Origin of the sequence: Mesorhizobium sp. BR1-1-16, from assembly GCF_020165495.1 — a bacterium.
Classification (GTDB): Bacteria; Pseudomonadota; Alphaproteobacteria; order Rhizobiales; family Kaistiaceae; genus Kaistia.
In genome coordinates, this window is sequence record NZ_JAIUIE010000020.1 from 1 (window position 1) to 22175 (window position 22175).

At 64.9% G+C, this 22175-nt stretch carries 18 protein-coding genes, 2 tRNA genes and 1 riboswitch; of the genes, 8 read left to right on the forward strand and 12 right to left on the reverse strand.

What is annotated here, in order from left to right:
- The coding region (gene fcl, locus LB518_RS23645; protein WP_224580299.1) for a GDP-L-fucose synthase at positions 1–931 on the forward strand (931 nt) is incomplete at its 5' end.
- Positions 932–1273: 342 nt separating this feature from the next.
- Here the strand turns inward: fcl and LB518_RS23650 are convergent.
- Positions 1274–2524 (reverse strand): hypothetical protein, encoded by a 1251-nt coding sequence (locus LB518_RS23650; protein ID WP_224580300.1) that lies wholly within the window; start codon positions 2522–2524, stop codon positions 1274–1276.
- A 666-nt stretch (positions 2525–3190) separates the two neighbouring features.
- Here LB518_RS23650 and cbiB point away from each other — a divergent pair.
- The gene (gene cbiB / locus LB518_RS23655) at positions 3191–4192 is read left to right on the forward strand and encodes an adenosylcobinamide-phosphate synthase CbiB (RefSeq protein WP_224580301.1); all 1002 of its coding nucleotides are present in this window, start codon (positions 3191–3193) and stop codon (positions 4190–4192) included.
- Here cbiB and LB518_RS23660 read toward each other — a convergent pair.
- The 9 genes from LB518_RS23660 to LB518_RS23700 form a co-directional block, all read right to left on the reverse strand.
- On the reverse strand, positions 4167–5624 hold the full coding sequence (locus LB518_RS23660; RefSeq protein ID WP_224580302.1) for a cobyric acid synthase: 1458 nt from the start codon (positions 5622–5624) through the stop codon (positions 4167–4169). The two genes, cbiB and LB518_RS23660, sit on opposite strands and share 26 nt — an antisense overlap.
- 22 nt (positions 5625–5646) lie before the next feature.
- Positions 5647–6270, reverse strand: a complete 624-nt coding sequence (gene cobO, locus LB518_RS23665; protein WP_224580303.1) for a cob(I)yrinic acid a,c-diamide adenosyltransferase — start codon at positions 6268–6270, stop codon at positions 5647–5649.
- Positions 6267–9962, reverse strand: a complete 3696-nt coding sequence (gene cobN, locus LB518_RS23670) for a cobaltochelatase subunit CobN (RefSeq protein ID WP_224580304.1) — start codon at positions 9960–9962, stop codon at positions 6267–6269. The genes cobO and cobN overlap by 4 nt, the downstream gene beginning before the upstream one ends.
- Positions 9963–9966: 4 nt before the next feature.
- Positions 9967–10980 (reverse strand): cobalamin biosynthesis protein CobW, encoded by a 1014-nt coding sequence (gene cobW, locus LB518_RS23675; protein WP_224580305.1) that lies wholly within the window; start codon positions 10978–10980, stop codon positions 9967–9969.
- The gene (gene cobU / locus LB518_RS23680; protein WP_224580307.1) at positions 10977–11525 is read right to left on the reverse strand and encodes a bifunctional adenosylcobinamide kinase/adenosylcobinamide-phosphate guanylyltransferase; all 549 of its coding nucleotides are present in this window, start codon (positions 11523–11525) and stop codon (positions 10977–10979) included. The genes cobW and cobU overlap by 4 nt, the downstream gene beginning before the upstream one ends.
- Positions 11522–12262, reverse strand: coding sequence for a CbtA family protein (locus LB518_RS23685; protein ID WP_224580309.1), 741 nt, complete (start codon positions 12260–12262; stop codon positions 11522–11524). The genes cobU and LB518_RS23685 overlap by 4 nt, the downstream gene beginning before the upstream one ends.
- 11 nt (positions 12263–12273) lie before the next feature.
- A complete protein-coding gene (locus tag LB518_RS23690) occupies positions 12274–12462 on the reverse strand; it encodes a CbtB domain-containing protein (protein ID WP_224580311.1) in 189 nt (62 codons plus the stop codon).
- 32 nt (positions 12463–12494) lie between these two features.
- A riboswitch (cobalamin riboswitch) is annotated at positions 12495–12713 on the reverse strand.
- Positions 12714–12748: 35 nt separating this feature from the next.
- Positions 12749–13006 (reverse strand): hypothetical protein, encoded by a 258-nt coding sequence (locus tag LB518_RS23695; RefSeq protein WP_224580313.1) that lies wholly within the window; start codon positions 13004–13006, stop codon positions 12749–12751.
- 250 nt (positions 13007–13256) lie between these two features.
- Positions 13257–13332 (reverse strand) — tRNA-Asn (locus LB518_RS23700).
- A gap of 449 nt (positions 13333–13781) precedes the next feature.
- Between LB518_RS23700 and LB518_RS23705 the strand changes: the two genes are divergently transcribed.
- The 4 genes from LB518_RS23705 to LB518_RS23720 all read left to right on the forward strand — a co-directional run bounded on the left by LB518_RS23705 (position 13782) and on the right by LB518_RS23720 (position 17586).
- A tRNA-Gln gene (locus LB518_RS23705) sits at positions 13782–13855 on the forward strand.
- A 671-nt stretch (positions 13856–14526) separates the two neighbouring features.
- Positions 14527–15765: an ABC transporter substrate-binding protein gene (locus LB518_RS23710; protein WP_224580315.1), complete on the forward strand. Its 1239-nt coding sequence runs from the start codon at positions 14527–14529 to the stop codon at positions 15763–15765.
- 86 nt (positions 15766–15851) lie between these two features.
- On the forward strand, positions 15852–16772 hold the full coding sequence (locus LB518_RS23715) for a carbohydrate ABC transporter permease (protein WP_224580316.1): 921 nt from the start codon (positions 15852–15854) through the stop codon (positions 16770–16772).
- Positions 16765–17586: a carbohydrate ABC transporter permease gene (locus tag LB518_RS23720; RefSeq protein ID WP_224580317.1), complete on the forward strand. Its 822-nt coding sequence runs from the start codon at positions 16765–16767 to the stop codon at positions 17584–17586. The genes LB518_RS23715 and LB518_RS23720 overlap by 8 nt, the downstream gene beginning before the upstream one ends.
- A 21-nt stretch (positions 17587–17607) precedes the next feature.
- On the opposite strand, the gene LB518_RS23725 is transcribed toward LB518_RS23720, so the two are convergent.
- Positions 17608–18360 (reverse strand): GntR family transcriptional regulator, encoded by a 753-nt coding sequence (locus LB518_RS23725; RefSeq protein ID WP_224580318.1) that lies wholly within the window; start codon positions 18358–18360, stop codon positions 17608–17610.
- A gap of 173 nt (positions 18361–18533) precedes the next feature.
- Entirely contained in the window at positions 18534–19691 is a 1158-nt protein-coding gene (locus LB518_RS23730; protein ID WP_224580319.1) for a Gfo/Idh/MocA family protein, read from the reverse strand.
- 164 nt (positions 19692–19855) lie between these two features.
- Here LB518_RS23730 and LB518_RS23735 point away from each other — a divergent pair, with 164 nt between their 5' ends.
- Together LB518_RS23735 and LB518_RS23740 are read left to right on the forward strand one after the other, a co-directional pair.
- Positions 19856–20932, forward strand: coding sequence for a Gfo/Idh/MocA family protein (locus LB518_RS23735; protein WP_224580320.1), 1077 nt, complete (start codon positions 19856–19858; stop codon positions 20930–20932).
- On the forward strand, positions 20929–21771 hold the full coding sequence (locus LB518_RS23740; RefSeq protein ID WP_224580321.1) for a sugar phosphate isomerase/epimerase family protein: 843 nt from the start codon (positions 20929–20931) through the stop codon (positions 21769–21771). Before LB518_RS23735 ends, LB518_RS23740 begins: the two co-directional genes overlap by 4 nt.
- The last annotated feature ends 404 nt before the right edge of the window (positions 21772–22175 follow it).

Sequence of the window (22175 nt, forward strand, 5' to 3'; positions counted from 1 at the left end):
GCTCTCGAAGCGGCGGGTCTATGTCGCGGGGCATCGCGGGATGGTCGGTTCGGCCGTTGTCCGCAGGCTCGAGCGCGACGGGGTGGAGGTCGTGACGGCGACTCGCGAGGAAGCTGATCTGCGCGATCCTGCGGCGGTCACCGCATTCCTGAAGCGAACCAAGCCGGACGTCGTGATCGTTGCGGCGGCCAAGGTCGGCGGCATTCTGGCCAACGACACCTATCCGGCCGACTTCCTCTACGAAAACCTGATGATCGAGGCGAACCTCATCCACGGCGCCTTCACCGTGGGGACCGACAAGCTGCTGTTTCTCGGCTCGTCCTGTATCTATCCGAAGGTCACGCCGCAGCCGATTCCCGAAGACGCGCTGCTGACCGGACCGCTCGAGACAACCAACGAGTGGTACGCGATCGCCAAGATTGCCGGCATCAAGCTTTGCCAGGCCTATCGCAAGCAGCACGGGGTCGACTACATCTCGGCGATGCCGTCGAACCTCTATGGGCCGAACGACTATTTCGACCCGCAGAAGAGCCATGTCATCCCTGCCCTGCTCCGCCGGTTTCATGAGGCCGAGCAGCGCGGCGATGCCTCGGTCACATGTTGGGGCACCGGCACGCCGCGTCGTGAATTCCTCTATGTCGACGACCTCGCCGATGCCTGCGTGTTCCTGCTGCAGAACTATTCCGGCTATGAGCACCTCAATGTCGGCACCGGCTCGGACATCACCATCGCCGAGCTCGCGGACACCGTCCGCCGTGTCACCGGCTTCAAGGGCAAGATCGACTGGGACCGGACCAAGCCGGACGGCACAATGCTGAAGCGCATGGATGTCGAGCGCATCAATGCTCTCGGCTGGCATGCGACGACCTCATTCGAGGACGGCCTCTCCAAGGCCTATCACTGGTTCCTCGAAAACCCGATCCGCACCTGACGGAGGCGGTGGCCGCGTCCATGCGCGGCCCGCCGACCACGGTCAATCAATTCGCGTGTACGCGACTCAGTTCGGGCGTGAACTCGGGGCGGAGCCGTTTATGAATCTTGCCAGCCAATAGGGCATCCAAAGCGGCAGCCGGCGATAGGGATGGCCGGGCGGAAGTCTCTTTCGCAGACGCCGCGCCTTTTGGGCCTCGTCGCGAGCGAGCATCGCATCGAGCGGTAGCGGATAGACGCTGACGATTGGATCGTGCGGACGAAGCTTCGATCGCTCCACGGGTTACCTTCCTTGACTGTTTCTTCTTAGTTTGCGCTCAGGCCCGGGCAAGAGCGGTCGTCCTCAGGACGCCTCATCCTTTTTGGAGCCAGCCTCTCCGCCGTTGCGGCGTCGGCCGATGTCCTCAAGTACGCGGACGACCACGTCGGCCATCGCCTTCATCCAGATCTCGAGATCGGCACGATTGGGTTCGCGGTTCGGATTATCGAGCCCGAAGCGCGGCTGGTAGTGCACATGGCCATCAGCTTCGGAAAGCCGAACAGTCCCGAGCGGCTTTGGCAGTCCTTTGACGATGAGATCGAGCCCGCCATCGACCTTTCGCAATTCGATCCGGTTGCTCGTACGGAGAGCGGCTTCGGCGAGCAACTGACCGGTCGAAAGCTGGTCAGCTGCGGCATGCAGGCGGCGCAGCCTGGGATCGGCGATCACATCAGGCTCAGGGAACGCGGCGCCAGCCTCCTCGAAGCTTTCCGCTACGTCCTCTGCCAAAACCTCGGCAGCGTCGTCCTCGACATTGGCCTCCTCCGGACGGGCGGCATCAGCACTTTGGCGACGCCCGAGGCCGGGCAGCCGGAACCGCGACAGCAGCCTTTCAGTCAAACGCTGCCTTGGCGCCTCGGTTTCGATCGCTTCCTGCAGGTCAGCCCCGTCTTCGAGATCCTCCTCGATCCATTCCGGCTCGTCGTCGGATGGTTCTTCGCTCTCCTCGTCGACGACATCAGGCGTAACGACCGGCGCGGTCGGCGGCGGCGGCAGGTCCGCCGGCTTCGGTCCGTCGCTCGATTCTTCCGCCGCGGCCGGCGCGTTTGGCGTTGCGTCGAGCGTCGGACCGGGCTGGGGTTCCTCGATCTGGGGCTTCTCCACACTGGCCCTCGCCGCAGACGCAATCATCGCCTCGAACGACGGCAGTTCGGCGCCGGGCCGGGGCCTCGCCTCCGGCTGAAGCGGCACGGCAACGATCGGGTCGCTTGGAATGAGCGGAGCCTCAGGGGACTGTTCGCCTGCAACGGGCGCCGTGCGAACCTCGGAAGGAGTTGGCGCCTGACGCGGCGGATGTTCCGATTGCGGTCCGGGATGATTGACCGTGGCGGACCGCTCGGCGGCCTCCCTTTGGGAGGTTCTCCGCATCGCCGATGCGGCTTTCGTTTCCTCGCCCGGCGATGGCTTCGCAGCCTCGGCGCCATTCTTCTCGTCGCGGTCTGGTTCGGCTGCGTTGATCAGCGATGTCAGGCGATCATCCAGCAGAATCAGGAGACGGGCGGCCTCGTTCGCGTTCAGATCCTTGATCAACGAATCCATTGCGGAATGGAGCATCGAATGGATCTTCCGCAACTCCAGAAGATGCGCCTCGGAGGCTCTCAAATTCGACACTTCAGGTGCGTCTCCGCGGCCTTTGGGGGAACGTCAGTGACGCGCATGAACACGCGCCCTCACCTTTACACCCTCACTTGAAACCCAACCTGCCCGGGGAAACCTATGGCAATGCTGGACGCGTTGCGCAACGGGCAACGGACGCAAAACGCGAATTCGCACGCGTTTCCGAGACCGGGTGACCCAATGAGCGCTGCGGACCCTCAGCAGATTGGCATGCGCCGTCGAGCCGGCGCGGGGATCTGGAGACTGGAGGGACTAGCCGATAACCTTGCACAGGATCTTGGCGACGCCGTAGGGCATCCAGACGGGGACACGGCGATAGGGGTGACCTTTGGGCAGGTGAAGGCGCTGACGCCGTGCATTGCGCGCTTCGAATTGCGCTCGCCTTGCGCTCATCGGCAAAGGAAACTGGCTGACGGCAGGGTCAAATGGCCGTAATTCGTCCATGAAACAGTCCGCATCCATTTGGTCAGCTGCCCGCCAGCCGCCGGCGCGGATTTTAGCGAGATGAGTACCAATTTTGGATGATGGATTTGTATCGAATGATTGCTGGAGTGTGGGGCGAATGACTCAAGACGACGATTTTTGCTTTCCGGCAGCATCACGGTGATCGAATCAGCCTTCGAATGGCGGCTGTGGCTTCTCGTGGCCGCCATCCTCATCGATGGTTTCATCGGCGATCCCGACTGGCTGTGGCGCCGACTGCCGCATCCCGTCGCGTGGTTTGGCAGCTTGATCGGCTGGGTCGACAGCACCTGGAACGCTGCTCCCCCGACCGCCGGCGACCGGCGCGCGGATGCGCTCCGCCGCGTGACTGGCTTGCTCGCCATCATATTGCTCGTCGCCATCTCCGCAGGCGCGGGATTTGTCATCGAGGCCCTCCTGGCGCGCTGGTCCTATGGCTTCGTCGCCATTCCCATCATCGCGTCGATCTTCCTCGCGAGCCGCGGCCTCTACGATCACGTCGCGCGCGTGCGCGATGCCTTCGCCGAAGGCGGTCTCCAGGCGGCACGCCGCGCGGTCTCGATGATTGTCGGCCGCGACCCCGACAGTCTCGACCAGGCCGGCATCTGCAGGGCAGCCATCGAATCGACTGCCGAGAATTTTTCCGACGGCTTCGTCGCGCCGGCGCTCTGGTTCGCCCTGCTCGGCCTGCCCGGCCTCTTCGCCTACAAGATGATCAACACAGCTGATTCGATGATCGGCCATCGCAGCGAGCGCCATCGCGCTTTCGGCTGGGCCTCGGCCCGGCTCGACGATGTCGTCAATCTGCCGGCGAGCCGGCTGGCCGGCTTCCTCATCGTGATGGCGGCACCGTTTGTCGGAGCATCGATCGGCACCACCTTCGTCGTTATGCTCGATAACGCCCGCAAGCACCGCTCGCCGAATGCCGGCTGGCCTGAGGCCGCCATGGCCGGTGCGCTCGATCTGGCGCTCGCGGGGCCGCGCCGCTATGGCGCGCTCGTCGTCGACGATCCCTTCCTCAATCCAGCCGGCCGTACCGATGCCGACCCGGCCGACATCACCCGCGCATTGAAGGTGCTGAAGGTCGCGACGATTCTCGCCGCGACGCTCGTCGTCATCATCGCGCTGTGGCTGCAATCTTGAGGATCAAGCCGATATCGAGATGCGCTTCGAGATGATCGGCGAGCCGGTCGAGCACGGCATCCACCTCCGCCTCATAGTCGAGCTCTGAGGGCGCCGCCCCGATCGAAGCGAGGAAATCGCGGCGGAAGGCATCGGCCGCGAACAGGCCGTGCACATAGGAGCCACGAACATGGCCATCAGGTGATACCGCGCCCTCTCCGCCCCCGGGCCCGATCAACCAGGGCCGCTGGCGATCCACGCCATCGCTTCGGCCAAGATGAATTTCGTAGCCGCTGACGGCGAGGCCGCTCGCCGCCTCATGGCCGGAAAAGGCAGTCGTCGTCTTGTCGTCGCCGAGCACCGTATCGATGGCCAGCAGCCCGAGCCCCTCCACAGTACCGGCCGTGCCCTCAATGCCGTCGGGATCGGCGATGCTGCGGCCAAGCATCTGATAGCCACCGCAGAGGCCGACCACCCGGCCGCCGCGACGATGATGGGCGCGGATATCGATGTCCCAGCCCTCAGTGCGCAGGAAGGCGAGATCGGCGATCGTCGATTTCGAACCCGGCAGCAGCACGAGATCGGCGACAGGGATCGGCTCGCCCGGCTTCACCAGCACGAGTTCGACTCCCGGCTCCTGTGCCAGCGGATCGAGATCGTCGAAATTGGCGATGCGCGGCAGCAACGGCACGGCAATGATGCAGCCCTTGCCATCAGGGCGCGTGCGGCCAAGATCCAGGATGTCTTCCGCAGGCAGCTTGCCGGCTTCCGGAAACCACGGCACGACACCCAGCGACGGCCAGCCTGTCGCACCGGTAATCGCCGTAAGCCCGGCATCGAACAGGCTGACATCGCCGCGCATGCGGTTGATCATATAGCCGGCTATCCGGTCACGATCAGCACGCGGCAGCACGGCGCGCGTGCCGACAAGGCTCGCGATGACGCCGCCGCGATCGATGTCGCCGACAAGGATGACAGGAAGCCCGACCGCCTCGGCGAAGCCCATATTGGCGATGTCACCGGCACGCAGATTGATTTCGGCCGGACTGCCGGCGCCTTCGACCAGAACTATATCGGCTTCAGCTGCCAGACGCCGATAGCTTTCCAGCACGAGCGGCAGCAATTCGGCCTTGCGGCTTCCATATTCGCGCGCCCGCATCGTGCCGAAACGCCGTCCTTGCACGATCACCTGTGCGCCGATCTCGCTTTCCGGCTTCAAGAGCACGGGGTTCATATGCACGCTGGACGGCACGCCGGCAGCGCGCGCCTGGAGCGCCTGCGCCCGGCCGATCTCGCCGCCATCGACCGTCACGGCAGCGTTGTTGGACATGTTCTGCGGCTTGAACGGCACCACCTTCATCCCGCGGCGCGCCAGCAGGCGCGCAAGGCCGGCAACGATCGTCGACTTGCCGACATTCGAGCCCGTGCCCTGAAACATGACGGCTGCGGTCATGGCGCCGGACATCCTCCGTGCCTCAAAACTCGATGCCCTTCTGCGCCTTCACGCCGGAGCGGAACGGATGCTTGATCATCTCCATTTCGGTGACGAGGTCAGCGATCTCGATGAGCGCATCCGGCGCGTTGCGGCCGGTGATGACGACGTGAACGTCGGCAGGCTTTTCCGCCAGCAGGAAGTCGATCACCTCCTGGACGGGCAGATAGTCATAGCGCAGCACGATGTTGAGTTCGTCGAGCAGCACGATGTGATGCGCCCCGCCGCGAATGAGATCCTTGGCGGTTTCCCAGGCGTGGCGCGCGGCGGCGATATCGCGTTGTCGGTCCTGCGTCTCCCAGGTGAAGCCTTCGCCAAGCGTGTTGATCGAGACGAGATCACCGAAGCGCTCCAGCGCGAACCGCTCGCCGGTCTCCCAGGCGCCCTTGACGAACTGCACCACGGCAACCGGGAACCCATGGCCGAGCGACCGGAACACCATGCCGAAGGCGGCCGTCGACTTGCCCTTGCCCTTCCCGGTGTGAACGATGATCAGCCCCTTCTCGACCGTCTTGGTCGCGAGGATCTTGTCGCGCACGGCCTTTTTCTTCTTCATCTTCTCGGCGTGGCGCGCGTCGATATCCGGGGCGACTGGTTCATCCGTCATGCTGTTGTCTCCGAAAGAGCGGTGGGCTGGCCCGAAAGGGCCGCAAGGCGGGCACGGGTGCTGTTGCGCAGCGGCGACCAGAGGCCTCGTTCGATCGCGGCCTCAAAGCGCGCCGCCATGTCGGCGAGTGCCGCCGGATTGGCATCGGCCATGAAATCCGCCACCCGCTCATCGGCGAGATAGGCGTCGTAAAGCGCATCGAAATGGTGATCGCCGACCGCATGCGTGGTTGCGGCGAAACCGAACAAGAGGTCGACGGTCGCCGCGATCTCGAAGGCGCCGCGATAGCCGTGGCGCATGGCGCCTTCCACCCACTTCGGATTGGTCGCCCGGCCCCGGACCACGCGGCCGATCTCTTCTGAAAGCGGCCGCACCACAGGATTGTCCGGAGAGGCGTGGTCGCCGTGATAAAGGCGCGGCGCCCGACCCGCGACGGCCTCCGCCGCCAGCGCCAACCCGCCCTGGAACTGGTGATACTCGTCACTGTCGAGGATGTCGTGCTCGCGGTTGTCCTGATTATGCAGGATGGCATCGACCGCGCCGAGCCGCGTGCGAAACTGGTCGCCGGCCGCCCTGCCCTCCGCGCCGCCGCCATAGGCAAAGCCGCTTGCGCCCAGAAAGGCGTCGGCGAGATCCGCGCGATCGCGCCAGATGTCATGATCCATCATGGCCTGAAGTCCGGAGCCATAGGCGCCCGGCTGGCTGCCGAAGATGCGCAGCGCATCGCCCTCCCGCCGCCGCGCCGCCGCGATCGGATTGGCATCCTCAGGCTCGTCGCGCTCGGCGATGGCGCGGATCGCCGAATCGATGAGATCAATCTGCTCGGGAAACGCATCACGGAACATGCCGGAAATCCTGAGCGTGACGTCGACACGCGGCCGCTTCAGCTCGGCGAGCGTCAAGACGCGAAAGCCAGTGACGCGGCCCGTGCCCGCTTCCCAGACCGGTTCGGCGCCGATCAGCGCCAACACCTGAGCGATGTCGTCGCCGCCCGTGCGCATATTGGCCGTGCCCCAGACGGTGAGCGCAATGGCACGCGGCCATTCGCCCTCATCCTGCATGTAGCGGAGCACAAGCGCCTCGGCCGCGCGGCGACCGATCCGCCAGGCCGCCTCCGTCGGGACAGCCCGCGTATCGACCGAGAAGAAATTCCGCCCCGTCGGCAACGAATCCGGCCGGCCGCGCGAGGGAGCGCCAGCCGGGCCAGGCGCCACAAAGCGGCCGTCCAGCGCCGTCATGACGGCGACCGTCTCGTCCATGCCGCAGCGGGCGAGAGCAGGCGCGAGATCGTCAGCGATCCAGTCCAATACCGCATCTGTTGCGGCGCCGAAACGCGGCGGGCCCTCATTCACCGTCGCAGCGACCAAGCTCAGCGCCAGCAGCTCGATGCGCTCGGCCGTGTCGCCGGCACTTCGCCAAACCGCGTCGTCGGCGGCGATGAGGGCGGCAGGCCTCGCCCCGCTCCAAGGCGCCGCGTGATCCGGCGCCAGCGGATCGAAATCCCCAAGGCCGAGATCGGCGGCGAGGGCTCGTAGCAGCGATGCATCGGCTGGGCGCCCGCCAGACCGAGAAATCCGGGCGATCGCCGCAACGGTGGTGGCCAGCGCTTTCCCGCCGGGGCTTTCACCGAAGATGTGCAGCCCGTCGCGGATCTGCAGTTCCTTGATGTCGCAGAGGTGAGCATCGATCGCCCGCAGCGCCTTTGAGGGATCGCCATCGCCGATTTCGAGATCGTGGTCGATGCCGTGGCGGGCGGCGCGTTCAAGGATCTCGCGTTCGAGATCGTCGCGCCTGCGCGGGTCGGCGCCGAGCGCCAGATGATATTCGTCAATCAGCGTTTCGAGTTCGGCAAAGGGACCATGCGCCTCGGCGCGCGTGATCGCCGGCATCAGATGATCGACGATGACGGCGGCGCTGCGGCGCTTCGCCTGGGCGCCTTCGCCGGGGTCGTTGACGATGAACGGGTAGATGAGCGGCACAGGCCCAAGTGCTGCTTCCGGCCAGCAATCCGCCGAGAGGCCGATCGCCTTGCCGGGCAGCCATTCGAGATTGCCATGCTTGCCGACCTCGACGATCGCATCGGCATCAAACACGCGCCGTAGCCAGGCGTAGAAGGCGAGATAGTGATGCGGCGGCGGCAACAGCGGGTCGTGATAGGTCGCCTTGGGATCGACGCCATAGCCCCGCGCCGGCTGCACACCGACCGCGATATTGCCGAAGCGGCGGATGGCGAGTCTGAAGGCGCCATCCACGAAGGCGGGATCCTGTTCCGGCGCGCCCCATCGGTCAGCGAGTTCTTCGCGCAGACTATCGGGCAACGCCCTATGGAACGCCAGATATTCGGCGAGCGGGATCGTAATGCCGTCTGTCTCGCCGCGCGAGCCGGGTCCCCTCGTCGACGGATCGGCGGCGGCGTGAACGGCCTCAAGCGCCGCAATGAGCGCCCTCCCCGTTTGGGGGAAGTCAGGCAGTTCGTAGCCTGCCTCTCGCATGGCCGACGCGATGCGCATCGTGCTTTCAGGCGTATCAAGGCCGACGCCGTTGCCGATGCGCCCATCGCGGCCGGGATAATTGGAAAGGATGATCGCAATCTGGCGTTGGGCGGCCGGTTTGCGGCCGAGTCGGACCCAGCGCGCCGCCTGCGCCGCGACGAAGGCGATGCGCTCGCGATCAGCATGATAGGCGACGATACGGCTGTCGGTGACACCGTCGCGCGGCAGCTCCTCCTTGAACGAAACCGGCCGCGTCAGGATGCGCCCGTCGACCTCGGGCAGCACGACGTTCATGATCATGTCGCGCGGTCCGAGACCGCGCGCTGATTGCTGCCAGGCCTCACGCGTCGTCCCGGCAAAGACGATCTGCAGCACCGGGCGGCCCGAACGATCGAGCACCGTCGGTTCCGTCCGTCGGCCAGGCTTCGACAAAGCGAAGGCCGTCCCGTTGATGACGATGTCGGGCGGTGTTTCTTCGGCAATCTCTGTGATGAACGCAGCCGCCTCGGGGTTTTTCGGGCTGCTGACGAAAACCGCTCGTGCCGCGATCCCCTCGTTCTCAAGCGCCGCGATCAAGGCATCCACCGGCCCCGTCGAGCCGCCTTCGATCAACGCGCGATAGAACACGATCAGCGCCAGTGGCCTTCCGTCCGCGCCGTCATGATGCAAGCCCGCGACCGGAAGCGGTTCAGCTTCACTCGGGCGCTCGTCGCCATCGACAAGATGACGGGCGAGCTGCAAAGCACGGTCGATATTGCCGGGGCCGCCCGCGACTGCCGCCCGCCAGAACTGGCGGCAATCTTCCAGCGCCACGGTGCAATAGGCCTCAAGCGCCGGATCCCAGCGTTCATCGCCGCCGGGAACGACGATGATCCGGGGGCCACCGCCACGCGACAGCGCCCGGAGCGCCTCCAGCCCATAGGGCCAATAGCCCGCACTGCCGATGAGCCGCAGCACCACCAGCTTCGCCTTTGCGAGCGTTTTCTCCAGATAGAGATCGACCGAATAGGGATGGCCGAGCCGCATCAGATTGGCGAGGCGGATACTCGGGCCCGCCGTCTTCCGGCCGGCTGCGGCCGCAAACGCAGCAAGCTCCGAATCGGCGGCGGAGATCAGCACGATGTCGCCGGGCGACTGATCGAGATCGACGGCTGAGCTTCCATCGTCGATCCGTTCCGTTTCGCCGGCGACCAGATGCATCGTGCTAGCCCAGCGCCGCTTCGATCGCCGCGCGGTCGAGCCCCCGTTCGCCGATCACCACAAGCCGGCCCGTCTCGCCACCGGCCGCGAAATAGGTCTCGACGCGCGGCCCGACCGCCTGCACCACGGCCGGCAGCGGCTTGCCCGTCACGCTGGCACGGCCCTTGATGCGTAGCACGCCTGGCAAGGCCATGGCGCGGGCAATACTGGCTCCGAGCGCCTCAATCGAAGCGGCAACGGGCGCCCGAACCGTGAAGCTGTCGAAATCGTCGTGGTCATGTTCCTCACCTTCGAGGTCATGATGGCTCTTGCGCTCGAAAGCATCGTCCTCCGCGGCAGCGCCAATGCCCAGCAGCACCTCAACCGGCAAGTCGCCCTTCTCCGCATGGACACTGCGAGCCGCCGGACGGGCTTCGCGGCGGACGAGCGCCTCGACCTCGGCGAGCGCCCCGGCATCAATGAGGTCGGTCTTGGACAGAACGATCAAATCGGCGCAGGAGAGCTGATCCTCGAAGAGTTCCTCGATCGGGTCCTCATGATCGACCGATGGATCGGCGATCCGCTGCGCTGTCACCGCCGCTTCGTCATGCGCAAAACGGCCATCGGCGACAGCGGCGGCATCGATCACCGTCACGACGCCATCGATGGTGACCCGGTGACGGACTGACGGCCATGTGAATGCGCGCACCAGCGGCTGCGGCAGCGCGAGGCCAGATGTTTCGATGACGATATGCTCGGGCGCCGGCTCGCGGGCGAGCAGCATTTCCATGGTCGGCAGGAAATCGTCGGCGACCGTGCAGCAGATGCAGCCGTTCGTCAGTTCAACGACCGTGTCGGGCTTGCACGCGTCATCGCCGCAATCGGACAACAGGCCGCCATCAAAGCCCATATCGCCGAACTCGTTGACGATGAGCGCGATGCGGCGTCCGTTCGACTGGGCGATGAGATTGCGGATGAGCGTCGTCTTGCCGGCGCCAAGAAAGCCGGTGACGATCGTGGCGGGAATGCGGTCGGTCAAAGCTGCAACTCCGGAGCGGGTTTGAGCCGCAGCGGCTGGCCGGCTGCGACAAGAATGACTTGGGACGCCGCGGCGGCGACGATCTGGTTGAGCCGGCCCTGGGCATCGGCGAAACGCCGGGCCAGCGCATTGATCGGCACGATCCCGGCGCCGACCTCATTGCTGACGAGAACGAGCGGACCTGTCGCCTGCGACAAGTACGAGGCGAGCGCCTTGCCCTCGGCCTCGACATCGCGATCCGCCTCGATGAGATTGGACAGCCACAGCGTCAAGCAGTCGACAAGCACGACCGCATCCTCCGACGCGGCCGTCTCAAGCGCCGCGACGAGAGCGAGTGGCTCCTCGACCGTCGTCCAGCCGGCGTCAGAGCGCATCCGTTGATGCGCCGCGATCCGCGCGGCCATCTCTTCGTCCCGCGCCTCGGCCGTTGCCACATAGACCGGCACCAGCCCCGTGCCGAGCGCCAGGCGCTCCGCAAACCGGCTCTTGCCGGAACGGGCGGCGCCGATGATCAGCGCCGTCCGCTGCGGGACGTCGGTGCTCATCCGGGCGCGCGCGACAGGCGCTGGTAGAACCACGCCGAGGACAGCCCGGCCAACGACCAGAGCAGCGCGCTTGCCACCAGCGAGGCCACGACGAACTCCGCGCCGAGCGCCGCCGGATAGGCCGCCTCCAGCGTCGGCGGCTGCGGCGCGCCGATGACATGCGGCACGATGGCGAGCATGACACCGAGCAGCTTGAGGAGATAGCCTCGCGCGAAGACGACGAGACCGAGCGCGACGGCCGAGGCCGCGGCCGTGCCGAGCCACCAGAACTGGCGCGAGCCGATTTCGGCTGGGGCCGTGCCTGGCAATTCCGGTGCGAGACCAAGCGCCGGCATCAGGCTCGCTGCGAAGAAGCCGCCAAGCCCCCAGAGCACGCCGCGCCGGGCGTCGATCGGATCGCCTTTCAGCGTCATGACGCCGAGCAGGATGGCGGAAACGGCAACGCCCATGAGCAGATTGGCCAGCAGCGTATAGGCCGAACGCTCGAAGCCGTCGGCCGGCTGCCAGGCATTGCCATCGTGATGATGCGCCTCGCTGGCCGCTGCGGCGCCGTGGTCATGCGTCGCCATCGACATGGCGGGAGTTGGCGCAGCCTCAGGCGCCGGAGCCTCCGCGGCCTGTTCATAGGTTTCGCCGTGAAGAATCAGCGGCTCGGTGGTGACGAACTGCACGGCGGTCAGAATAACGCCCACGAGCAATCCAGCGCCGAAGGCGCTCAAAACGATCGATTTCAGCATGATGCACCCCGTCAGTGGCAGGGCAGGCCGAACGCGTGACGCGTGTCATGCGTCGCGTTGTGGATCTGGCTCGGCGCGGCAAAGCCGGTCGCGAGGAAGACCACGAGCCCGAAGGCGAGCGCAGCAAATCCGGCAGCGAAACGTGTCGCAGCCAGCGGCCGGCCGGAAATGGACGGGGAGGAAGCAGTCGAAGCGTTCATGTCGTCTCCTTGGCCGTCCCACCGACGGCCGGCTCGAGTTCCATGCGCTGGCTGGTCTCCTGGCTTGCGGGTCGCAGCTTCCTCGACGCCTTCCCGGTTTCCCAGTGGCCTTCATGCGAGGTCGCTCACCGCTCACAGTTGCGGGGGCAGCTCCGGTTTCCGAGCCCCGTCAGGGTCACTCGTCACCGGATTCCCATTTCATCCCCCAGGGTCTCAGACCCATCGGGGGAACCAGTGCAATAAACAACGCTAGTGCCGTTCGCCGCGCCGCGCAAGGCGGCACGACTTATTCCGCGGGTGTCACGGCACGGCCGCGAAAACGCGCCCAGCGGCGCGCGAGGCGGACGTCCCATTTGCGTCGAAAACGGCGGATGCGCGGAAAATCATGCGACAGCACGATCAGCCCCACCGGCAGCATCCAGATCCCGAGCACAGGGAGGAACGAGAACACGCCCCCGGCCACGAAGGCACCGCCGATCCCCACGCGAAGGAGGCGGCTCTGCGGCAGCTTGATCGACTTCTTGCCAAACCGGATCGATGGCATGGGGCGGGCGAGGCTCGCGGTTCACAAAATTTGACTATTGTTAGCGGATCGCGACTGCCGCCCGCAAGCGCCGAGCGCAGAAACAGCCGATGGCGACTGGCCGCCCCACCCGGTTTTGCGCTGCGGCCGGCGATCTGACCCGGCGCCATTTCATGCTGCGCGACGACCCGGACTGCATCGGAATTTCGACAAATGACCGCCCAAAACGATCAAGGGGCTGAGCCTATCCGGCTCAACCCCTTGAAGAATCTGGCTCCGCGAGTTGGACTCGAACCAACGACCCGGTGATTAACAGTCACCTGCTCTACCAACTGAGCTATCGCGGAACAGCACGTCTCGTGCCGCGGGCGTCGCTATAGCAAAGGCTTGATCGGCTTGCAAAGCCTTAAAATGGCGAAAGCCACCCGCCATCCACAGGCGCGGCCGCAGATCCCGGCTAAATGGCGCGGCGGCACGATGCCAGGGACGGTCGATCTCGCGGATCGTCGGAATTTCGTCGACCCGAGGGTTCGACCTGCACTGTGCCTCCGACAAGAGACGTCACGAAGCCAAGAGCGCGCCGACGGGTCGCAGCCGAGATGCGTAGATGACCACACTCCCAGCCACAGACGGCTTCGGGATAGCCTGTCATTGCCCTGTCATCCACAGCTCGCCAAGCGCTCGGATTGAGTGTTGACGCTGCCAACGCGGCGCTGTACGTAACTGCCGCCGAACGCAATCCGGCTGCGCAACATTTACCGCGCTTCAGGATAAGGCCGTAACAGGCTGATGCGATTGGGGAATAGTTTAATGGTAGAACAGCGGACTCTGACTCCGCTAGTCTTGGTTCGAATCCAGGTTCCCCAGCCACCTTCCTGAAATCGGCGCTCAACGCCTCGAATACCGGCTCGCAAACCAGCGCGACACCAAGTCCGAAGCAGCGGTCGATGGTGCGCAATCGTTTAGCGCTTGAGGCGGTCGCGCCAGTGCGCAGCACCCGGATGCAGCCGCAGTCGATGTCGGCCAGACGGTTGATAAACGGGGCGATCGCCGACAGCGTCGGCGGCAGGTTATGAGATCAGCAGCCGTACTCCAGGACCGGTTGATCAACTGAGCTGTGCCTTATGTGACGCGGCCGACATGTCGACCCGCCCCTGCCGAAACCAGCCGGCTTCCCCCTAGGCGCCTCGGCGGTGTAGCGCACCGCAGCGACAGCCCTCGCCTCATTATGCAGAGCCTTATCAAGGTCTTGGGGCGGCTTGCTCTGTTGAGCCGTTCTGAAACGCCCTCGGTTTGAACTGCACGACGCCCCACGAATGAAGTGTGCCTGGATTAGGGCTCAAGCCGGCGCGGGAGCCAGCAAAACGCGAAGCCGTTCCGTCGTCGAAGCGAGCGCCGGCCTGACGCCTCCCTAGCGGCTCCGCTTCTTGACACGTTATGCTAATATAACGTACGCCTGTCTGGCCGGGCGGAGAGATCAAAGCGCGCGCCAAGAATGCGCCTCGCATGCGATGCCGGCTGTGATCCAGGGAGGATTGAAGATGCAGTTGAGCACACTGGCTCGCGCAGCCGCGGCTGCGCTCGCGCTGGCCTTCGGCGGCGTGGCGGCCGAGGCGGCACCGGTCGAGCTGACCTTCGCGAATGCGCTGTCGCTGCCCCAGGTCGAGCCCTATCAGAAGGCGATCGACGAGTTCAACGCCGCCAATCCCGACATCCATGTCACGATGCTGAATGCGCCGTGGTCGGAATACTGGCAGCAGCGGCAGGTCGATACCGCCTCCGGCAAGCTGCCCGACGTGTGGCTGTTCGTGCCCGGCTTCGGCGCACAGTGGCTCTATGGCGACCAATTGCTGCCCCTCGACGACTACATCGCTAAGGATCCCGGCATCAACCTGCCCGACGCCAATCAGACCATGCTCAAATACATGACGCTGAACGGCAAGCTCTACGGCATCGGCTACGACTTCAACGGCGTCGCGATCTTCTACAATCCGGCCCTCTTCGAGGAAGCCGGCGTTCCGCTGCCCAAGGATGGCTGGACGACGGACGATTTCGCCAATGCGGCGAAGACGATCAGCACGAAGCTGTCCAAGGATGGCCGCAAGGTCTGGGGCCTCGCCGGCATCGGCACCGACTGGGTGCTCGACGGCTGGTATCGCGCCTTCGGCACGACGATGATCGGCGCGGACGGGAAATACGACGCCAACAATGACGCTGGACGCGCCACGATCCAGTTCTTCGCCGACATGGTGAAGGACGGCGTGGCCCCCATTCCGGACCAGAAGGACTCGTCCGGCCAGGCCCAGTCGCTGTTCATCTCGGGCAATCTCGCGATGGCCCTCGGCGTCGGTCACACAGTGACAATCCTCGACGATGCCGGTGTCGACTACAACATTGCTCGGCTGCCCGTTGGCCCTGCGGGTCAGGCCGGCGTCGGCCTCGGCGGCTCCTATGTGATTTCCGCTGCGACGCCCCATAAGGACGAGGCCTTCAAGTTCCTCTCCTACATCACCAGCGGCCCGGTGCTCGCCAAGGTCGTGACGACGGGCGTACCAGCGCGTGAGTCGGCGTGGTCGAACCTCTCGGAGCACATGGCGGACTTCGCCAAGAAGATCCAGGGCTTCGCCGCGTTCAACGCCCCCAAAGGCTCGTTCCAGGTGATGGACCTGCAGAACCAGGTTCTGTCCGGCGTCTGGAACGGCTCCGTCGACGTCCCGACCGCCATGAACGACCTGACGCAGAAGGCCGATGCCGCGCTCGCCGCGGCCGCAGGCAACTGACCGAGCCGAAGCCCGGCCGGGCGGCCGACGACCTGAAGTCGTCCGGCCGCCCGATCCTTTCTCCTCCACCACAAGGAAGACGGGGCATGTCCGTGCTGGCAGCCGAGAATGCATCCGAGCGGCGGAGCGGTTTCTTCGCGCGGATGTCCCGCGAGGAAGCTGCTGCCTGGCTGTTCCTCGTCCCCTCGCTGATCCCGTTCGTCATCTTCACGCTGATCCCGGCGGTCGCGACCTTCGTCCTGACCTTCTACCAATGGGACTTCATCGGCGCGCCGCGCTATGTCGGGCTCAAGAACTGGATCGACCTGTTTTCCGGCGGGGTGGCGGGCTACAGCGTGATGGTGACGCTGCTCTTCGCGGCGATCACCCTGCCCTGCTCGCTCGGCCTCGGTCTCGCCCTCGCGATGGCCCTCGATCGTATGCCCTTCGGCAAGATCGTGTTCCGCTCGATCTTCTTCATGCCGATCGTGACGTCGCTGGTAGCGATCTCCTTCGTGTTCCAGAACATGTTCGCGACCGAGACGGGACTGATCAATTACGGCCTCAGGCTGGTCGGGCTCGGGCCTGTGGCGTGGCTGACCTACCCGGGTATGGCGATCGTCTCCGTGTCGATCATGATGGTCTGGTCCATGACCGGCCTCGCCATGCTGATCTACCTCGCCGGCCTGCAACAGATCGATCGCGCGCTGCTCGAGGCGGCGGCGCTCGACGGCGCCAGCCCCTGGCAAAGCTTCTTCCATGTCGTCCGGCCACTGCTCGCCCGCTCGACGCTCTTCCTCGTCGTGACGCAGACAATCTCGGTCCTGCAGACCTTCGAGGCCGTCTATGTGCTCACCAATGGCGGCCCGGGTCAGGCGACCACGACCATCGGGCTCTTCATCTACAAGTCGTCCTTCCGCAATTTCGATGTCGGCAGCGGCACGACCGCCTCAATGGCGCTGTTCGGCCTGATGCTGCTCGTCACGATCTTCCAGCTGCGGATGCAGAAGAGGGTGCTCAATGTCTAGGTCGAGGACAGTCGAGATCCTTCGCTACGTCTTCGTGCTGATCATCGCGGCGATCTTCCTCTTGCCGTTCGTCTGGATGGCGTCGCAATCACTGAAGGCCCTTGGCCAGTATTATGCGCTGCCACCCCAGATCATCCCGACGAAGATCCGCTGGGACAACTACACCAAGATCTTCGCCAATTACGGCGTCATGGCCGCGGCCATCAACAGCCTGATCGTCGCCGTGGCGGTGACGGCAATCCAGCTCGTGACGGCCTCGATGGCCGGCTTCGCCTTCGCAACGCTGAAATTCCGCTTCAGCCGCGCCACCTTCCTCGTCCTGCTGACCCAGACCATGCTGCCCGTCGCGGTGGTTTTGATCCCGATGTTCAAGGTCGTCCAGGCGCTCGATCTCGTCGGCACCTACTGGGGCATGATCCTGCCCTTCGCCTTCACGGCCTATGGCACGTTCCTGATGACGCAGTATTTCCTCGGCATTCCAAAGGAAATCTTCGAGGCCGCGCGCGTCGATGGCGCATCCTTTTTCCGCATCTGGTACCAAATCTACCTGCCGCTCGCCCCCGCCGGGCTGGCGACGCTCGGCGCGCTCTGCTTCGTCTATTATTGGAACTCGCTGCTGTGGCCGCTGCTCATCTCGGCCGGATCGGGAACGCAGACGCTGCCCGTTCTGCTGGCACAAATGGTCGGCATCAGCGCCTCGAGCCCGCAATTAGTGATGGCGGGCGCCGCCTTCGCGGTGTTCGTGCCGCTCTGCCTGTTCCTCGCGCTGCAGCGCTTCTTCGTGGCGGGCGTGGTCTCGGGCAGCGTCAAATAGACTGGGTGGCGGAGCTCATGCTCACGCCGCCGGGGCGCGCCCGATCCCCGACTGGTAGCTGTCGAGAAACTCGATCGAGTTGCGCAGCGACGTCTCGAGATGGCGCCGGAGCGCCTGCAGCGAGGACTTCGCCTCCCCCGTTTGGAGGGCGGCAATGATGGCCCGGTGCTGGGCGATCGTCTCGCTGCCATAGCCAGGCTTCGGAAGGCTCAGCAGCCGGCAGCGGTCCATCTGGGCCTTGTAGGTGTCGACGACCTTCCAAAGCATCGGCAGTTCGCTGATCTGGGCGATGTAGCGGTGGAAGTCATCGTCGCGCTGGATGGCCTCGTCATAGCGCTGGCGGGCAAGCGCCGTCTCATGCGCCTGGATGATGTCGCCAAGATTGAGCAGATGCTGCTCGTTGATCAGGGGCACCGCTCGCTTCAGGCTCTCCGCCTCAAGCGCGCTGCGGATGATATAGGCCTCCTCGACCTCCTTGCGGCTGATCTCGGCCACGAAGGTGCCGGCCTGCGCCAGCACGTCGATCAGCCCCTCGTCGCTCACCTTCTTGACGGCCTCGCGCACCGGCGTCCGCGAAACACCGAGGCTCGCCGCGATCTCGATCTCGTTGACGGGCGCCCCAGGCTTGAGCTTGCCCGTGACGATCGCGCGGCGGACCAGCACATAGATCTGGTCGCGCAGCGGCGCGGACCGGTTCAGCGTCGCATTGCCGAGAAATGCCGCCGTCGACGATGCGGGCGGCGTGGCCGGAGGAATGCTCGTCAGGTCGCTCATGCGTGCCATCCGTTGACCCCAAATCGGTGGGTCGAAAATCCATCCGCGCCAAGGCCTTCGATCTCAAGAAATGCGCCGACGCGCCTGCCGTGCCCCAATCAGTCCCCCGATGTCCATCCGCTCCACGCGCCTCATCCACCGCCCGATGGATTTCGTCAAGCGGACGGCTTCCCTCAAGCCGCGGCCACCTTCGTCCAGCGTCGCTCCGCCGCCGAGTTCAACACGGCTTCGGTGACGAGATCGGTCGCGAGCGCTTCGCGGAAGGTCGGAACCTCGGACGGCCCGCCAAGGGACCCGCCAAGGCCGGCAAGGAAATCGGCAACCTGATGGATGAAGGTGTGCTCGTAGCCGATCTGCAGGCCCGGCACCCACCAGTTCTTCATATAGGGATGGTCGCTGTCGGTGATGTGCAGCGTGCGCCAGCCGCGCAGCCCGCTCTTGTCGCCATGGTCGAAGAATTCGAGCAGGTGGAGATTGTGCAGGTCCCAGGCGATCGAACCGCGCTCGCCATTGATCTCGAATGTGTGGAGAGCCTTGTGGCCGCGGGCATAGCGCGTCGCCTCGAAATTGCCGAGCGCGCCATTGGCAAAACGAGCGATCACAAGGCTGGCATCGTCGATCTTCACCTCGGTTCGTGCGCCGGTGAGGCTGTGCACCCGTTCCTTGATGAAGGTCTCGGTGGCCGCCGACACCTCGTCGATGCCGCCGTTCAGCCACAGCGCCAGATCGACCGAATGGGCGAGGAGATCGCCGGTCACACCGCTGCCGGCAACCTCGGCGTCGAGGCGCCAGGTCGCCGTCCCACCCTGCGGGACATCAGGCGAGATCGTCCAATCCTGCAGGAACTTTGCCCGGTAGTGGAAGATCCGTCCAAGACCGCCATCGGCGATCAACTGCTTGGCGAGGGTCACCGCAGGAGCGCGGCGATAGTTATACCAGACCATGTTGGCGACGCCGGCGGTCTCCACGGCCTCGGTCATGGCGCGGGATTCGGCTGTGTTGCGGCCGAGCGGTTTCTCGCAGAGCACCATCTTCCCCGCCTTCGCCGCAGCGATGGCGATCTCGGCATGGGTGTCGTTCGGGCTGGCGATGTCGATGATATCGATGTCGGCGCGCTCGATCATGCGGCGCCAGTCGGTCTCATGGGTTGCATAGCCCCAGTTCTCGGCAAAGGCCGCCGCCTTGTCCGCCGAACGCGAGCAGACCGCGGCGAGTTCGAGCCGATAGGGGCTCTGGAAGAACTGGCCGACCTGGCGGAATGCGTTGCTGTGTGCTCGCCCCATGAAGCCCGTGCCGATCAGCCCGACGCCCAGTCTCTCCTTGCCCGCCAACATCACCTCCCTCGGTCGCGGCACCGTTCAGCCGTGCCATCACATTGCATCGAGCATTATATTAGTGTAACAAGATTTGCAATTGAGCGTCGGATTCCACCGCCGCCGCGGCCGGCCCCGAGCCGGCAGGCATTCTTCAGCCACCCAGGGAGACGACCCCCCAAATGACTCGATACAGTGTAGCCATCGCCGGCTGCGGTCCGCGTGGCGCCTATCATGCCGAAGGTTTCGCAGCGAATGCCGATCGCTTCGACGTCACCGCATGCTGCGATCTCGATGTCGGGCGCGCCGAGGAATTCGCGCGCCGCTTCGGGATCGGGAAGGTCTATAGCGATGTCGATGCGATGCTGGCGGCAGAGAAGCCCTATGTGTTCTGCTTCGCGACACTTCCCGATGTCCGCCTCTCGCTCGTCGAGCTCGGCATCAAGCACGGCGTCAAGGTGATCGCCTTCGAAAAGCCGGTGGCGACCGAGCTTGCCGAGGCCCAGCAGATCTTCGAGCGCTGCAGGGAGGCGGGCATCAAGCTGGTGGTCTCGCACCAGCAGAAATACGGCCCGCATTTCCAGGCGGTGAAGCGGATCGTCGAATCGGGCGAAATCGGCAAGGTCACCAAGATCCATGCCACAGCGCGCCCCTGGCTAAGCCAGCTCGGCACGCATTTCATGGACTACATGCTCTATTTCAACGGCCGCAGTCCGGTGAAATGGGTCGTCGCGCAGGCGATCGGCACGGGCATGCTGACCGATTCCCACCCTTCGGCGGACTATGTCATCGCCGATATGGAATTCGAGAACGGCGTTCGCGGTATCTTCGAATGCGGCGCCCACGCACCGCATTTCGTCCCCGGTGAGAACCCGCTGCGCGACATCAAATTCTGGACAGACTCCTCCATTACGATCCACGGCACGCACGGCTATGCCGAAGTGACGACCGGCAATGGCTACCGCGCCTTCACCCGCAACAGCCAGGGCGAGATGATCGAGGGCGACGGTAATTTCAATCCGTCCTACGAGCAGCCGCTGTATATCCGCGACCTCGCCGACTGGCTCGACGGCAAGATCGCGACGCATCCATGCGACGGCGACATCGCCTATCACGGCTTCCAGGCGGTGATGGCGATGTACATGTCGGCGCTCGACCGCAAGCGGGTTGACCTGCCGCTTGCCGAGATCCCGCAAGGCTCGCTGATCGCGCGGCTTGGCGAAACCCTCCCCCACAGCGATGAGTATCAGGGACAATGATCAGGCTTGGAGGCTATGGCATCCCGATCGCCGCCGACGCGGATGCCGATCCGAAGGACATCGCCGCCGCCCATCTTGCGATGGGCTACAACGCTGCCTATTGCCCTGCGGTCGCGCTCGAGGACAGCAGTCGCATCAGCGCCATCCGCAATGCGTTCGCGGCTGCCGATATCGAGATCGCCGAGGTGGCTGCCTGGCGCAACATCTCTCCGCCCGAGCCAGACGCGCGCAAGGCGGCGCGCGACTATGTGAAGGAGCGGCTGGCGCTGGCCGACGAGGTCGGGGCACGCTGCGCGATCACCTATATCGGCTCGATGGCACCCGGTTCGGATTACGAGCCACACCCAGACAATTTGAGCCAGAAGGGGTTCGACACCTTCGTCGACGCGGCGCGCGAGATCATCGATGCGGTCAAGCCGAAGCGGGCCAAGTTCTGCCTCGAGATGATGCAGTGGGAACTGCCCGACAGTCCGGAGATCCTGGTCGATCTGATCAAGGCCATCGACCGGCCGGCCTTCGCCGCGCATCTCGACCCGGTCAACCTGATTGTCTCGCCGCGCCAGTATTACGACACAGCCTCGCTCATCCGCCGCTGTTTCGAACTGCTCGGCCCCTGGATCATCAGCTGCCATGCCAAGGACATCACGATGGGCAGCACGCTCTCGCTGCATTTCGACGAGGTGATCCCCGGCCGCGGAGCGCTCAGCTATCCGACCTATCTGAAGGAACTGGACGGTCGCGGCATCCCGATCATGCTCGAGCATCTCGCCGATTCCGATTATCCGGAAGCGCGCGATCATTTGAAGAGCGTTGGCCGCTCGCTGGGCATCACCATCTGACTTAGGCAGCGGATTTCCGTGGACGAGATACCGCGGCGAAGCTGCGCTGCGCTGGTCCGCCCTTGCCTGCATGGCGGGGCGGCTCTGGCGCAGCGATGAACCATGCCGGAGAACGGCGTCCCTGCCGGCGCAGCGCCAGCGCTTGATCAGATGCCGGCACGTGATCGAGAGGCGCGGCGCGCGGCGCGCGGCGCGCCGGATTCTCTCGATCGAGAGAGCCTGACGCTATTGGTCGCGCATGTCATGCCCGCTTGTCCATTGCCGAGATGGGCGCGACACCCGTCCTCACGCCTCCCTGTCAACGTGTCAGACTCCGTCAACCCTCGATCATGGCCCGGAAGTCCCCGGTCGCCGGCACCGCTGCGCATGTCCAGCGTGCGCTTTGCCGAAGAATGACATCTAAG